17 protein-coding genes are annotated in these 14095 nt (G+C 58.2%); 4 read left to right on the top strand and 13 right to left on the bottom strand.

The window, feature by feature from the left end; genetic code table 11:
* Positions 1 to 50 precede the first annotated feature (50 nt).
* Together OZX75_RS02645 and OZX75_RS02640 are read left to right on the top strand one after the other, a co-directional pair.
* On the top strand, positions 51 to 713 hold the full coding sequence (locus OZX75_RS02645; protein WP_277146700.1) for an HAD family hydrolase: 663 nt from the start codon (positions 51 to 53) through the stop codon (positions 711 to 713).
* A gap of 224 nt (positions 714 to 937) precedes the next feature.
* The gene (locus tag OZX75_RS02640) at positions 938 to 1861 is read left to right on the top strand and encodes a LysR family transcriptional regulator (protein ID WP_277146699.1); all 924 of its coding nucleotides are present in this window, start codon (positions 938 to 940) and stop codon (positions 1859 to 1861) included.
* Between the two features lie 41 nt (positions 1862 to 1902).
* Here OZX75_RS02640 and OZX75_RS02635 read toward each other — a convergent pair whose 3' ends face one another.
* The 4 genes from OZX75_RS02635 to OZX75_RS02620 all read right to left on the bottom strand — a co-directional run bounded on the left by OZX75_RS02635 (position 1903) and on the right by OZX75_RS02620 (position 3943).
* Positions 1903 to 2253 carry a type II toxin-antitoxin system PemK/MazF family toxin gene (locus tag OZX75_RS02635; protein ID WP_277146698.1) on the bottom strand — a complete coding sequence of 117 codons (351 nt, stop codon included), beginning with the start codon at positions 2251 to 2253 and terminating at the stop codon, positions 1903 to 1905.
* Complete coding sequence (locus OZX75_RS02630; RefSeq protein ID WP_277146697.1) at positions 2253 to 2522, bottom strand: AbrB/MazE/SpoVT family DNA-binding domain-containing protein; 270 nt, start codon at positions 2520 to 2522, stop codon at positions 2253 to 2255. Before OZX75_RS02630 ends, OZX75_RS02635 begins: the two co-directional genes overlap by 1 nt.
* Before the next feature lie 189 nt (positions 2523 to 2711).
* Complete coding sequence (locus OZX75_RS02625; RefSeq protein ID WP_277146696.1) at positions 2712 to 3554, bottom strand: SdpI family protein; 843 nt, start codon at positions 3552 to 3554, stop codon at positions 2712 to 2714.
* Positions 3555 to 3556: 2 nt separating this feature from the next.
* Entirely contained in the window at positions 3557 to 3943 is a 387-nt protein-coding gene (locus tag OZX75_RS02620) for a metalloregulator ArsR/SmtB family transcription factor (protein WP_277146695.1), read from the bottom strand.
* Positions 3944 to 4200: 257 nt separating this feature from the next.
* Between OZX75_RS02620 and OZX75_RS02615 the strand changes: the two genes are divergently transcribed.
* Both OZX75_RS02615 and OZX75_RS02610 read left to right on the top strand, forming a co-directional pair.
* The gene (locus OZX75_RS02615; RefSeq protein WP_277146694.1) at positions 4201 to 4773 is read left to right on the top strand and encodes a hypothetical protein; all 573 of its coding nucleotides are present in this window, start codon (positions 4201 to 4203) and stop codon (positions 4771 to 4773) included.
* Positions 4770 to 4979: a helix-turn-helix transcriptional regulator gene (locus OZX75_RS02610; RefSeq protein WP_277146693.1), complete on the top strand. Its 210-nt coding sequence runs from the start codon at positions 4770 to 4772 to the stop codon at positions 4977 to 4979. The genes OZX75_RS02615 and OZX75_RS02610 overlap by 4 nt, the downstream gene beginning before the upstream one ends.
* A 34-nt stretch (positions 4980 to 5013) precedes the next feature.
* Here OZX75_RS02610 and OZX75_RS02605 read toward each other — a convergent pair whose 3' ends face one another.
* From OZX75_RS02605 to pyrB, 9 genes are all read right to left on the bottom strand, one after another.
* Positions 5014 to 5208, bottom strand: a complete 195-nt coding sequence (locus tag OZX75_RS02605; RefSeq protein ID WP_277146692.1) for a hypothetical protein — start codon at positions 5206 to 5208, stop codon at positions 5014 to 5016.
* 49 nt (positions 5209 to 5257) lie between these two features.
* A complete protein-coding gene (locus OZX75_RS02600; protein WP_277146691.1) occupies positions 5258 to 7072 on the bottom strand; it encodes an AMP-dependent synthetase/ligase in 1815 nt (604 codons plus the stop codon).
* Positions 7073 to 7171: 99 nt separating this feature from the next.
* A complete protein-coding gene (gene pyrE / locus OZX75_RS02595; protein WP_277147359.1) occupies positions 7172 to 7864 on the bottom strand; it encodes an orotate phosphoribosyltransferase in 693 nt (230 codons plus the stop codon).
* Between the two features lie 107 nt (positions 7865 to 7971).
* Positions 7972 to 8928 (bottom strand): dihydroorotate dehydrogenase, encoded by a 957-nt coding sequence (locus OZX75_RS02590; protein WP_277146690.1) that lies wholly within the window; start codon positions 8926 to 8928, stop codon positions 7972 to 7974.
* Between the two features lie 38 nt (positions 8929 to 8966).
* Positions 8967 to 9803, bottom strand: coding sequence for a dihydroorotate dehydrogenase electron transfer subunit (locus tag OZX75_RS02585; protein ID WP_525930264.1), 837 nt, complete (start codon positions 9801 to 9803; stop codon positions 8967 to 8969).
* Positions 9804 to 9844: 41 nt separating this feature from the next.
* On the bottom strand, positions 9845 to 10840 hold the full coding sequence (pyrF, locus tag OZX75_RS02580; protein ID WP_277146689.1) for an orotidine-5'-phosphate decarboxylase: 996 nt from the start codon (positions 10838 to 10840) through the stop codon (positions 9845 to 9847).
* A gap of 127 nt (positions 10841 to 10967) precedes the next feature.
* Positions 10968 to 12443 (bottom strand): dihydroorotase, encoded by a 1476-nt coding sequence (locus OZX75_RS02575; protein ID WP_277146688.1) that lies wholly within the window; start codon positions 12441 to 12443, stop codon positions 10968 to 10970.
* A 143-nt stretch (positions 12444 to 12586) separates the two neighbouring features.
* The gene (locus tag OZX75_RS02570) at positions 12587 to 13006 is read right to left on the bottom strand and encodes an aspartate carbamoyltransferase regulatory subunit (protein WP_277146687.1); all 420 of its coding nucleotides are present in this window, start codon (positions 13004 to 13006) and stop codon (positions 12587 to 12589) included.
* Positions 13006 to 13962 carry an aspartate carbamoyltransferase gene (gene pyrB, locus OZX75_RS02565; RefSeq protein WP_277147355.1) on the bottom strand — a complete coding sequence of 319 codons (957 nt, stop codon included), beginning with the start codon at positions 13960 to 13962 and terminating at the stop codon, positions 13006 to 13008. The genes OZX75_RS02570 and pyrB overlap by 1 nt, the downstream gene beginning before the upstream one ends.
* Between the last annotated feature and the right edge of the window lie 133 nt (positions 13963 to 14095).

The following is a 14095-nucleotide window of genomic DNA, read 5'->3' as shown; positions in this document are numbered from 1 at the left end:
TGATGGCGCGATAATCAAAACGAGAGATCATAAGAGAGAGAAAAGAAAAAATGATGACCAGGCCGGAAAACAACGAAGCCGACAACCGCAACGCCGCCATCCATGATGTCATGTTCGATTTCTGCGGAGTGCTGCTCGAACTGAACTACCGCCCATGTTTCGAAGGGCATTTCCCTGAAGCCATCATCAACCAGGTCTGCTCGGACCGGGACGTCTACGGGTTCTTCGCCGCCGAGGCGCGTATGGACGCCGGCGAGGACTTCGCGGTGGTCATCAAGGACGTCGAAAAGGAATACGGCGACAAGGCGGCCACGATGTTCCGCTACTATATCGAGCATTACGGCGATGCTCTGCCGAAGACAATCGACGGGATGGAAATCCTGCTGTCGGATCTGCGCCGGGCCGGTTATGGCGTGTGGGGTCTGACGAACTGGTCGGCCGAGACCTTCCATTTCGCCTTCGAAAAATTCCCGCAACTTGAAAACCTGCTGCAGGGCACGGTGGTTTCCGGCGTCGAAAAGATGCACAAGCCGAACGCCGATATCTTCAACCTTGCCTTGACCCGTTTCGGCCTCGACGCCGCACGGACCGTGTTCTTCGACGATACTCAGGCCAATGTGGACGGCGCGAAAGCCGTCGGCATCAAGGGAATCCACTTCAGCGACGCAATCCAAGCCAGAAAAGCGCTGCGGGGCTTGGGCGTGAACATCTGAAGACAGCCGCAGCATCGGCCAACCGCAGATACATGGTCGTCCAAACCCAATCGTCTGCCGACGGACGCAAACCCAATAGCCGCATCCAGAAAACTTGATAACCTTCGCCGCACTGACAAATGTTCGACTGCGCGGATCAAATTATTATCAATTTACAATAATATTTTACTGAAGATAGTTATAAGCCAACACTGCTGATACACGCGTTGTTATAAACTGCTGCTATGACACTGCTGCAGCTGAAATATATCGTCAAGATCGTGGAGTGCGGCTCGATGAACGAGGCCTCCCACGAGCTCTACGTCTCCCAGCCCGCGCTGAGCTCGTCGGTCAAGGAGCTCGAGCACGAGATGGGCATCGAGATCTTCACCCGCTCCTCGCAGGGCATCGCCCTGACCGTCGACGGCGCGGAATTCCTCACCTACGCCCGCCAGGTGCTCGACCAGACCGAGCTGATGGAGGAACGCTACAAGCACGCCAAGCCGCGCAAGCAGCTCTGCTCGGTCTCCACGCAGCACTACATGTTCGCCGTCGAGGCGTTCGTAGAGATGATCAATTCGATCGAATCCGACGAATACGAGTTCACGCTGCGCGAGACCCGCACGCGCGACATCATCGATTCCGTCGCCAACATGCTTTCTGAAATCGGCATCCTCTACCTCTCCGACTTCAACAAGGACGTCATCGGCAAGCTGCTGCGCGGCAAGCACCTCGAGTTCCATCCGCTCTTCCGCGCCGGCCTGCACGTCTTCATCTCACGCGACAATCCTCTCGCGTCCAAGGAAAAAGTGACGATGGACGACCTCAAACCGTACCCGTTCATCCAGTACGAGCAGGGCGAGGAAGGCAGCTTCTACTTCGCCGAGGAGGCGGTCTGGCCCAAGGACTCCCCCAAACTCATCACCGTCACCGACCGCGCCACGATCCTCAACTTCATCATCGGGCTCAACGGCTACACCATCTGCACCGGCATCGACAACGGCGACCTCAACAACGAGAAGATCGTCACCGTCCCACTCGACACCGACGAGACCATGCTGGTCGGCTGGATCACCAACGAGCGCGCCAACCTCTCCAAAGCCGCCGAAAGCTACCTCGCCAAACTCAAGTCCGTCATCGCCAGCCACGGCTACACGCTCATCGAATAGCCTAATCTTTTGTGCGGTCGCCTTGTCCTGTCCGTTCTCGCTCACAACAGGCAGGACAAGGCAGCCTGCGTCAATGTATCGACATTTCGGTCCGGTATCTTGCCGATATATGCAGTATTGCGTGCATTCAAATCGAGTGCCTTGAGCTGTTCCACTTCAACGAACCCCGATACCGCGCGCTGACCGTTGACGGTTCGAGCATCCAGTTCGTCCATGCTGAAATGCAATGGATAGCCGTTGTCGTTACTGGTAATAGGGCAAATCATCGTCAATGCACAACGAGTGTTGTATTGGTTGTTGCTCACTACAACAGCGTATCTACGTTTGGTTTGTTCGTGGCCACGTGAGGGATCGAAATCGGTGCATATGACATCCCCTTTGAAAAATCTCATCAGATATCCTCCGCACCTACTGGCGCGCCGGTGTCCCATTCCTCACCCCAATATGGGCCGTTGTAGCCACGGAAGAGATCCGCGAGCACAGGCACGTCATATCTACCGACTTTCACCGTCCGCACGCCACTTGGCGTCAGAATGATGGAACCATCCTTGTATTCCACATTGAGCTCGGTGCCGTCCCCTATGTTGGCTTCGTCCCTGATCTCCTTGGGGATGCGAATGCCTTCGCTGTTGCCCCATTTCGCCACCGTCACCTTCGGCATAGGAGCACCTCTTTCCAAAACACGTGTACACATCTGTATATCCTTTCTGTATCATACCATGATTGACATGGGTCATTGATGTGAAAGGATAGGGGCACACCATCCATAGCGCAACTTTGCCGGTTGAAATTGTGGATATGTGGATGCATCGATGACTATCCACATATCCCTTCCATGGAAACGCAGAAATTATTCCCGATCGCGCACTGGACCGCCGACGTTTCCGTATTTCCTGCCTGCGTAAACGCCGTAGATTGAGACCGCGACAAGGATGACCAGCACGATGGCAAGAATGGCGTAGAGGTTCACCACGTCGTAGGTGTGCAGGGCCAGCCCGAAGACCACCAAGATCACGCCGCCGAGGATGAACATGAACCCGCCGAAACGCTGGCAACGACGCCACGATTCACGGCTTTTGAAGGCTCCCGGCACACGGACACCGCTCCATCGATTCATCCTGGTGTTCGGCATGACGTTGCCGACGACGATGAACACCAAACCGGTGACGACGTTCAGGATCGCCTCCAGAGGTATGACCGATCCACCGCGCCCTTTGCCGAACGCGTCGGCGATGAACCACACATTGAGAACGTTGAGTACCACGAACATGCAGCATCCTCCGATAATCCACACGCGCACCGTCGTCTTAGCGCTCATGCCGGCATTCGACTGCTTGCGAGCGGAACGTTCGACAGGAATCTCGCAGACCAGCCAGACCAAGCAGACCAGCAACGTGAACAACGGGAAGAAGAGCCAGTCGCCCTTGCCGCCCCAGCTGTCGAGCTCACCGTGCGCATTGTAGTGCATGGGCACGCGATCGGGCATATACGGCAATGCCAGCAGGTAGACAATCAGCGGCAGCAGCCCTAAAAGCACCATCGCCAGGTTCCAGCCCTTCGCACCGGCAATCGCGGATTTCCAGTTTCGGTTTCCGGACCCTTGAGACGCGACAGGCCGACGGCCTTTGATTTCGGGGTCATCGCCATGCTCTGATTCTGCTGCCGATTTCCGTTCCTCATCATGACCACTCATGATTATTCTCCTTGTTTCTTTTCTTTGCCGCAGTCCGCCGTTTCGACCACTACCCCACTGGTTGCGGATGATGGCTTCCTCGTTTCGGCGAATTTCGCGCTATAATCCGAAGCTTTGGAAATCGCCTCGTTGCGTTGCAACTCCTTCAACCAGACGATGGTGTCGTCGAGCACGGTCAGATTTGGCTCGTACCAGATCGTCGTGCCCTCGCGGCTGTCCGTCACCAGCTCGGCCTCGCGCAGCTTCTTGAGATGGTACGAAAGCCTTGACGCCGACAATCCCGTGGCCTGCGCGAGTTCTCCGGCGTTCATCACTCTGCGCCGCAGCAACTGCAGAATCTCGCGCCGCGCCGGGTCCGCGAGCGCCGACAACGTGGTCTGCACACCCATGGTGCCTCCTTCTTATACATCGAACATCGTTATATTTCAAATAATATTGAAATATACGATTATCGTACCGCGCTTCTCGATTTATTTCAAATTATATTGAAATAAACATTCGTAAATTTCGGAACAGCCCCGCGGACTTCAAGCTCTCAGAAGTGGACAACCCTTCATCACTGATGTACAGTTTCTTTTACATAGTAAAGTTTGCTTTACTTTTCTTGATAATGCATCTATCCATCAAAGCGGTAATGGAGGAACACATGAACAGGCAATCCGAGACACATCCGCGGGTAAGCGGTCCATTTGAAGACACTGCCGGCGAACCGGAAACGATCGATCAACGAGCCCAGCAAACCAACGTTTCCGCAACCAGTGCCTTCGGAGCGAAAACCATTTTCGGCGGCGGCAAAGTTGCGCTTTGGAGTATGAGCATTGGCATGGGATGCATCATCGGCATCGCTGTGGCCGCAGCCATCGAGCTATTGGCCGGCGGCTCGGTTCACGACCGGACGGAACTGGCCATCGCTGAAGGAATCTGCTCGTTCTTGGTAGCCGCTGGTCTAACGTGGATTATTCTGGTGGACAAGAGAACGTTGAAAGGCTACGACCAGCACCAGGAAGAAAGCGTCGAGAACTCCTGGATTCAGCGGTCTGCAGTTTACGGATTCGACGGCATCTTACTCGCCAATGCCGTGTTGAGCGTGGTACTCACTTTCCGCGACAAACCAATCGGCAGCACGGTGGCTCAATACTGCCTCGGCGGATGTGTGCTGATCGGAATACTTTCTTGGGGCATCGGCTATCTGGTACTCTACATCAAGGGCACTCGATGAGAAATCGTCTTACACAACTGCGAACCGAAAAAGGTCTGTCGCAGGCGGCGCTCGCCGAACTTGCCAGCGTAAGCCGTCAGACCATCATCTCCATCGAAAAGGGCCGCTTTGACCCGTCTCTGCCACTGGCGTTCCATCTCGCCTCGATCTTCGGCTGCACCATCGAGGACATCTTTGATCCGGACGAAAAAGTCGACGAAGAATGAGACTACTGTAAATCCGTCGTCCAAATCTGCCGATTTACAGCATACCACCCCACATGTTTTTGGCATGATCGATTTTGGCTTCTATCTCCCTTAAATCCGCAGCTCTGCGCCTGTCTTCTTCACTGGTCCCGGTCATGCTGTTTACTTTGTGCTCGAGACTATGCTTCACCCCGAACACCGCGCATAACGCGGCTGCACCGACTAGCACGACGATAACCAGCCACCCCATCACGACTCCTTCGTCTCCGACTTTGTGTTGTCGTCAGTTCGTTTGGCTTTCAACTCTTCTTTGGCGCGTAGATGACGTTGTCGATCAGGTTCTTGTAGTGGTCGGTGATGACCTGGCGCTTGGCCTTGAGGCTCGGGGTGAGCATGCCGTTGGCCTCGGTGAACTCGTCGGGGACGATCTCGAACTTGCGGATGGATTCGGCGCGCGAGACCAGCTCGTTGGCCTTGTTGACGGCACGCTCGACCTCGGCGCGCACGATCGGGTTCTCACTGGCTTCCTTCAGGTCCTTGACCGGTTCGGCGCCCTCGGAGACGAGCCAGGCATTCGCGTCCTGCAGGTCGATCGAGATGATCGCGGCGATGAACGGCTTGCGGTCGCCGACCATGACGCATTGGCTGACCACCGGCGAGGTCATGACGGAAGCCTCCACCTCGGCGGGCGAGACGTTCTTGCCGCCGGCGGTGATGATGATGTCTTTCTTACGGCCGGTCAGCGTGACGAATCCATCGGAATCAAGCGAGCCGAGATCGCCGGTATGAAGCCATCCGTCGACGATCTGTTCGGCGGTGATCTCAGGATGGTTGTGGTAGCCGACGCATACCGCACGGCTCTTGATGCACAGCTCCCCCGTATCGCTCACACCGACGGTGACGCCTTGCAGCGGGATGCCCACGGTGCCGATCTTGTAGCCTTTGGTGGGGTTGACCATCGCCGGCGCACAGGTTTCGGTCATGCCGTAGCCTTCGAGCAGGGGCAGGCCGACGCCGTTGAAGAAGTGGGCGATGGTCGCGTTGAGCGGGGCGCCGCCGGAGACCGCATATTCAACCCTTCCACCGAAAATCTGCATGATAGTGGAATAGACCAGCTTGTTGTAAAGGGCGTGGCGTATACGCAAGGCACGCGGAATCGGCTGTCCGGACTGCTGGGCCTTCGACCAGGCGATGGCCGTTTCGGTGGCGTGGGAGAAGATGCGGCCGGCGGCACCGGAGCCGGCCTTCTGCGAGGCGGCGTTGTAGATCTTTTCGAAGATACGCGGGACCGCGAGGATGAACGTCGGCTTGAACGTGCGGAAATCCGCCAAGATAGTCTTGAAATTGCTGGAAAGCCCCAGAGTGACCGTTCCTGCAAAGCAGACCAGCTGCATGAACCGGGCGAAGACGTGCGCCAACGGCAGGAAGAGCAGCAGCCTGCGGCCGGGTTTGTTCAGGATGTCGCCCATGGACTGCACGCCGGAGATGGTGATGAACACGAAATTCGAATGGGTCAGTTCGATGCCCTTGGGCGTGCCGGTGGAGCCGGACGTATAGACGATAGTGGCCAGATCGCCGCCTTTGACCGCCTGTTCACGTTGCCAGAACTCTTCGTCGGTGACGTTCTGACCGAACTTCTCGATGGTTTCGATGGCACCGGCGGCGATGACATAGACGTCTTTGAGGTCGGCGCAGGAATCGCGCACGGCATCGATCTTGTCGCGCTGCCCGTCGTCTTCGGCGAAGGCCATCCTGACGTTGGAATCGTTGAAGATCATCTGCACCTGGGCGGGCGAATTGGTCTCGTAGACGGGAACCGTGAGCGCGCCGATGGACATGATGGCCATGTCAAGCGCCGTCCACTGCCAGGAAGTGTGGGCGATGATAGCCACACAATCCCCCGGCTTGACGCCGCGCGCGATCAGTCCTTTGGCAAGCGCGATGACCTTATCCCGAAATTGCGTCGCCGTGAAGGACTTCCACTTGCCGTCACCGCCTACGTACTCGACCAGTGACTCATCCGGCGTGCGCTTGGCACGGTCGTCAAGCAGCGTGAAGATGTTCCGGTCGCTTTCGATCGGACGGACCAACGGCTGTGTATATTCCTGCTGCATACGGCTCCCTTATTGACGTAATACTAGTTAAAACTTTACCCCCAGCTCAAGAAATCAGCGTCAAGAACCACATTTGACCAAATAAGTTAACGTTTGATGTCATGCACCATATTTGGCCAAATATGCATCTGCACGCTCCTTGATATCGGTATCGAGCAGCGGGTTGCCGTCGGTGGTGACCATGCGCGAGGCGGCGGCGAAGATCTCGCGCACGTTGGCGATGGAGAGGACCGGGAAGCCGAACTCCTGCTCGACCGACTTGACGGCGGACATGTCGGAGTCCTTGGTCTTTTCCATACGGTCGACGGAAAGCACCAAGCCCACGATGTCAACATCGGCCGCGGACTTGAGTTTCGGAACGACCTCGCGAACCGCGGTGCCGGCGGTCATCACATCGTCGACCAGCAGGACCTTCATGCCGTCCTCAAGCGGCGTGCCGACGAGGATGCCGCCGTCGCCGTGGTCCTTCTTTTCCTTGCGGTCGAAGGTGTAGCCGACCTCCATGCCGTGCATGCTGGTCAGCGCGATGGATGTGGAGACCGCCAGCGGGATGCCCTTGTAGGCTGGGCCGAAAATCGTGGCGATATCGCTCGGCAAGGTGCCGTCGGCGATGGCCGAGGTGATCTTTTCGGCGTAGAACGCACCCAACGTGGCGATCTTGCGGCCGTTGTTGAAGGCACCGGCGTTGATGAAGTACGGTGACTGTCTGCCGGATTTCAGCGTGAAGTCGCCGAATTTCAACGCTCCCGATTGCAAGAGGAACTCGGTGAAACGTTCGTCTATCGGAGTCATCGCGCGGTTTGTCGGATTCTGTTTTTGTTGCTTGTTATTGCTGTCGGCCATGTTCCTAACCTTTCATACCAATAAAAATCTTAAAAATATCTACTGTCTGGATGACATCACCAAGTCTGGCCTTTGGCCAGTTTCGCGGCCAGTTCCGGACGGGAGTCGAGCAGATCGTCGAGCTCACGAGCCACGCGCATCGGGGCGGTCGGGTCGACCAACGCAGCGGCTCCGACCTCGACGGCGTTCGCACCGGCGTAGAGGTATTCCAACGCCTTCTCCCCCGAATCGATGCCGCCGATGCCGATGATCGGAATGCCGGGGATGGCCTGACGCACGCGCCAGACGAAACTCAGGGCAATCGGGAAGATGGCGGGGCCGGAGACACCGCCGGTACGGTTGGCAAGAATCGGCTTGCCTGTGTTGATGCCGATACGCATGCCGACCAGTGTGTTGATGAGGCTCAGCGCGTCGGCCCCGGCATCCACCGCGGCGTGCGCGACCTGAACGATGTCGGTGACGTTCGGAGAAAGCTTCACGATCATCGGCTTGCTGGTCAACGCCCGCAAATGCTTGATAAGGCGGCTCAGCGCAACCGGATCAGTGCCGACGCTCATGCCACCGTGGCTCACGTTCGGGCAGCTGACGTTGATTTCGAGCATGTCGGCCTGGGAGTCGGCGAGTTTGGCAACCACCTGTGCGTAGTCCTCATCGCTGTGTCCGGCGACATTGGTGATGACCATGGCACCGAGTTTCTTGAGCCGTGGCAGTTCGTCGGTCAGATAATGGTCAACACCGGGATTCTGCAGGCCGACCGAGTTGACCATGCTGGACGGGCCTTCGGCGGTACGCGGTCCGGGATTGCCCTCCCACGGCACCGGCGAGACGCCCTTGGTGCAGATGGCGCCCATCTGGCTCACATCGTAGTAGTCGCCGCAGGCGTCGAGTTGGAACGTGCCCGAGGCCGTGCCGACCGGGTTCTTCCATTCCGTGCCCGCGACGATGGTCTTGTGCCGCCATTCGTGGGGTTCCAAGACGTTCATCTGCTCGGCCTGTTGCGTTTGCTCGTTCATCGCAGCGTTTCCTTCATTCATCGTATTCGTCATTGCACTCACGCCTCCCAGCCCAATTGTTTGGTAGTAAAGACGGGCCCGTCCTTGCAGACCTTAAGCCTTCCTTGCGGTGTATCGACCACGCAGGCCACACACGCGCCATAACCGCAGCCCATGCGGGCTTCCAGGCTGAACTGAGCTGGAATGCTGCGCTTGCTGGCCCAAGCCGCGACAGCCTTCATCATGGGTGTCGGCCCGCAGGAAAGGATGATCGGTTTTTGGCTGCCGTGGCCCAATTCGTCTTCGATATCATTCAGTAAATCGACGACGTTGCCATCGGCGTTGGTGATGCTATGCGTCGCATCGGCATACGGCCTGACCAGGCCGTCGGCGAAACGCGCGTCTCGATAGCCGAAAACCGAGGTGACCTGTGTGCCGTCGTCACGTTCGCTGAGCCGTTGCGCAGCGTAGAGCAACGGCGGCACTCCCAGACCTCCGCCGACAAGCACGTAGTTCGCAGTCTTTCCAGTATCGAACGGGTTGCCAAGCGGGCCGAGGACATCGACGGTGTCGCCGGCCGTAAGCCCTGAAAACTCTTGCGTTCCAGCGCCTACAATCTGGTAGATCAGCGTGACATCGTCGCCCTCGACCTTGGCCACGCCGAATGGACGGGGCAACGCCATCGTGGCATCGGCGGGATACAGGTTCACAAACTGGGCCGGCTGCACGGTTGCGGCGACGTAGGAGTCGCGGATGACCAGCTCGTAGATGCCTTCCGAGAGCATCGACGCGGCGATCACCTCGTCGGTGCGTCTGCCGGGCTTTCTTCCGGCTTCGGCCGCCTGCCGCTCGACGGTTTGCGTGGTGACCGTGGGCATGAAAGTAGTTGCGCTCATGTTTCTCCTTTTGAAATTCTTTTCGTAAGCGGATTGGGTAATTAAGATTGCAGGGCTTTTCTCAAGTCGTCGCGCATCGCAACCGCAGCAGCCCGGGCGCTTCGAGCGACCAGATCGAGCGCCTCTTGCGAGGTCATGCTTTCGCTGTACTCCCCCGACCTCTTCCATGCGCCGATGATGCCGCGCGACGAGTTGACGATGGCACCTCGTCCGCTGGAATCAAACATGCCGGCAACATCCGCCGCTGTGCCACCCTGTGCGCCGTAGCCGGGCACCAGGAAGAAGGTATGCGGCATACGCGCGCGCAGCTCCCGTCCCTGTTCGGGATGGGTGGCACCGACCACCGCGCCGAGCCGCGAGTAGCCGTACTTGCCGATGGAATCGGCACCCCAGCCTTCCACCAGGTCGGCTACGTGTTCGTACACCCGCTCGCCGCCGGCAAGTTCGAGCTCCTGAATCTCCGCGCTCGAAGGGTTCGAGGTGCGCACCAGCGCGAAGATGTCGCCGTCCGACTGTTTGGCCGCGTCAAGAAACGGGGTCATGCCGTCGGTGCCGAAGTACGGGTTGACGGTGATGGCGTCCTCATGCCAAGGATGGCCGTTGATGTCGCCGTCCAGAGAATTGACGCCTGTCAGGTGCTTGGCGTAGGCGGCGGCCGTGGAGCCGATGTCGCCGCGCTTAATGTCACCGAGGACATACAGGCCTTGTGATTGCGCGTACTGGCAGGTCAGACAGTAGACGTCGAAGCCCACCGAGCCGTAGGCCTCGTACATCGCAATCTGGGGCTTGACAGCCGGTACGAGGTCTTTCACCGCGTCGATGATCGCGCGGTTGAAACCGTAGAAGCCGGTGACGATCTGCGCGGCCGGCGTCTCGCCCGACCAATCCATGCCATGCGTGCCGTTCTGCTCTTCCTTCGGTTCTGCGAATCCGTCCTGTGCGAGGATGACCTGCGGTGGCACCAGCGCCGGAGTCGGGTCGAGTCCGACCACGCTGGGATTGTCTTTCTGCTCGATGGCCTCAATCAGTCGGTCCATGGCCTTGGTTCCTTTCTTTCCGCGTTGTATCAGATGTTATGTTATTGGACATAACAGTTGATTTCACTGTTATGCTCGTCTATATATCAGTGCTTGGTTCCCCGCTTGCCGCTTGACTTTGCCTATATCACTGCGCTCCCAGCCTGCTGAACACCAGCTTTGAGCCGATGATGGTCGCCATGGGCCTGCCGGTGAGCTTCCATCCGTCGAACGGGGTGTTGCGTCCCTTGGAATGGAATCGGGAGGAATCGACCGTCCATTGATGACGGGTGTCAATCAAAGTCAGATCGACGGTTTCGGGATGTTCGACTTTGTTCAAATCCAACGTCCGTTTCGTCGCGCACTTCGACGAGGTGTTGAGCAGCATTGCCACGTCCGTCGGCGTGTGGCCCAACAGCCGTTCCGGTGCCAAGGCCATGAGTTCGATCAACCGTTCGTCGCTGATGGCACCGCTTTCGACCAGTACCTTATGACAGACTCCGTACGCGCATTCCAAACCGATGATACCGTTGGGCGCATCCGCCAGGCCAGACGCCTTTTCCTCTGCCGTGTGCGGGGCGTGGTCGGTGGCGATCATATCGACGGTGCCGTCCGCAATCGCGGCAACCGTAGCGCGACGGTCCGCTTCACTTCTCAACGGCGGATTCATCTTGGCCATCGCGCCGTACTTGAGGATATCCTCATCACAAAGCGCCAGATAGTGCGGAGCAGTCTCGCAGGTAATCGGCAGCCCTTCGGCTTTGGCTCGGCGAACGGCGTCGAATGCACCGGCCGTAGAGACATGCTGGAAATGGATATGGGCACCGGTTCGTCGTGAAGCTGCGATATCGCGGTTGACGATCGTCAGTTCGGTTTCGGCAGGAATTCCTGCGATGCCAAGTTTTCTGCTGACCGCACCGTCGTTGATGGCTCCGGAGTCGTGATGTTCGCAATGTTCCAGCACCGGCAACCCGGTCGCTTTCGCATCGGCGAGCACCTCGTCGAGAATCGTGTCGGTGATGGCCGACCCGTCGTCGGTGATTCCACGCAGCGGATGCTGCGAAACGGCGCCGGCTACGTTCGCGGCCGTCTTAGCTATGGCATGATTATCGACCGACGATTGCCCGGTGTGGTCCATGAACCTGGCATAATCCGCCGGCCTCGTCGGTCGTTTCCCGGCACGCCCCAGCGAGGCACAGACGGAGAGGTCGTAGCGAACCGGCAGCTGTATATGGTGCAATTGCTCGTATCGTTGCAGGTAGTCAAGCGTATTGTCAACGCCGACTTCCTTGAGCTCCTCGCCGCCGTCAACAACGTCCTGAACCTCGATGTCACGTCCGTCGGCCGCGGGCAACGTGTTCGGCATGATCAGCACGCGCGTGTAGCCGCCGGCCGCTGCAGCCTCACAGCCGGAGACCATCGTCTCCTTGGCTCGCTGACCCGGATCGCGGAAATGCACATGCGGGTCGGCAAGCCCCGGCGCGACAATCAGCGACGAACCGTCGATATCTCCGGATACGACGGCGTCCGCTTCGGCAAGCAACCGCTTGGTGTCGGTTTCCGGCACGATAAGATCGATACGTTCGCCGGTGTCCCACACCGCGATGTCATGAATGGTGAGCATATGCATTCCGTTCTATCCGTACTCTGCTTATTTGTTTGCATTGCACCCCGATCGGTGTCGTTCATTCATCGACGAGGCTTTTCTCTTGTCTTTAGGCCCGGAACCCAACCAAACCGACGAATCCCGGTCTTAAGACAGCATCGCTATCGTTCCGCTTCCTCGTCGCAGTAATCGCAACGGTATTCGCGTCGTTCGGCGTTGGCCAAATGGAACCGCTGTTCCAATCCCGTTTCGGTGGTGGTTACGCAGCGCGGGTTCTTGCAGGAGATAACGCCGACCAGATGCTCAGGCAGTTCCGGCTTCGCCTTGTCGACGATTTCGCCGCCGCGCACGATATTGACCGTGGCACGCGGGGCGATGAAGCCGAGCGCGTCGAGATTGAGGTCTTCGACATCCTCGAGCTTGATGATGTCCTTGGCTCCCAGTGCATGGCTGCTGGCGTTCATGATGAGCGCGAGCTTGGTGGTGGTCGGGTCGACCTTGAGATAGTGCAGGACGGTGAGCGCCGTGCCCGCATCCACATGGTCGATGATGATGCCGTTGGTGATGCTTGTGACTTCCATCAGGCCAACACCTCCTTGCTTGTCTCGTAACCGGGCAGTTTATCGCCCAAAACCGAGCTTTCCAGCGCCATGCGCATCAGCATGCCGCGGCGCACCTGCTCGAAGTAGGCGGCGCGCGGGTCGTCGTCGACTTCCTTGGCGATCTCGTTGACGCGCGGCAGTGGGTGCAGCACGGCCATCTTCGGCTTGGCGAGCTTCATCTTGGCCCCATCCAGGATGTAGGTGTCGCGCAGACGCAGGTAATCGTCCTCGTTGAAGAAACGTTCCTGCTGCACGCGGGTCATGTAGAGCACGTCAAGGTCGCCGATGGCCGCCGAAAGATCCTTGACCTCGACGTAGGAGCAGGTCGGGCTTTGGTCGATGCGATCGAGCACATATTGCGGGGTTTTCAGCTCGTCGGGGCTGATGAGCACGAAACGCACGTTGCCGAAGCGGCAGAGCGTCTCGATCAGCGAGTGGACGGTGCGTCCGAAGGTCAGGTCGCCGCACAGCCCCACGGTCAGGTCGGTGACCCGCCCGAACCTCGCCTGGATGGTCGAGAGATCGGCCAGGGTCTGCGTAGGGTGCATATGTCCGCCGTCACCGGCGTTGATGACCGGCACGTCCGAGGATTGCGCGGCCACGAGAGCGGCGCCTTCCTTGGGGTGGCGCATGGCGATCAGGTCGGCGTACTGCGAGACGACCTTCACCGTGTCGTGGATGGTCTCGCCTTTGGTGGCCGAGGAGAGCTGGGCGCCGGCGAAGCCGATCACCTTGCCGCCGAGCCGGAGCATCGCGGTCTCGAAGCTCAGGCGCGTGCGCGTACTCGGCTCATAAAACAAAGTGGCCAACACCCGGCCTGTGCAGGTGTTCGCCACTTCTTTTCTGTGGGAATCAATGTATTGCGCTTTGTCAAGCAATACCTGAATCTCGGAAATCGGTATATCATCCAACGTCACCACGCTGGAACCGACCAATGAATGTTTGGGAATTCCATCACCGGAATTCCTCAAGGAGACTTTCACGCCCGTCGAATCTGACAACGGCTCACCTTTCTCTTGGAAGAAGGTGGCCACTTCATGTGACCATTGACAAGATACTCGCACGCGG

Source organism: Bifidobacterium sp. ESL0800 (assembly GCF_029395355.1).
GTDB lineage: Bacteria > Actinomycetota > Actinomycetes > Actinomycetales > Bifidobacteriaceae > Bifidobacterium.
The sequence above is the reverse complement of the archived record's forward strand: the minus strand, read 5'-3'. Positions and strand labels throughout refer to the sequence as shown.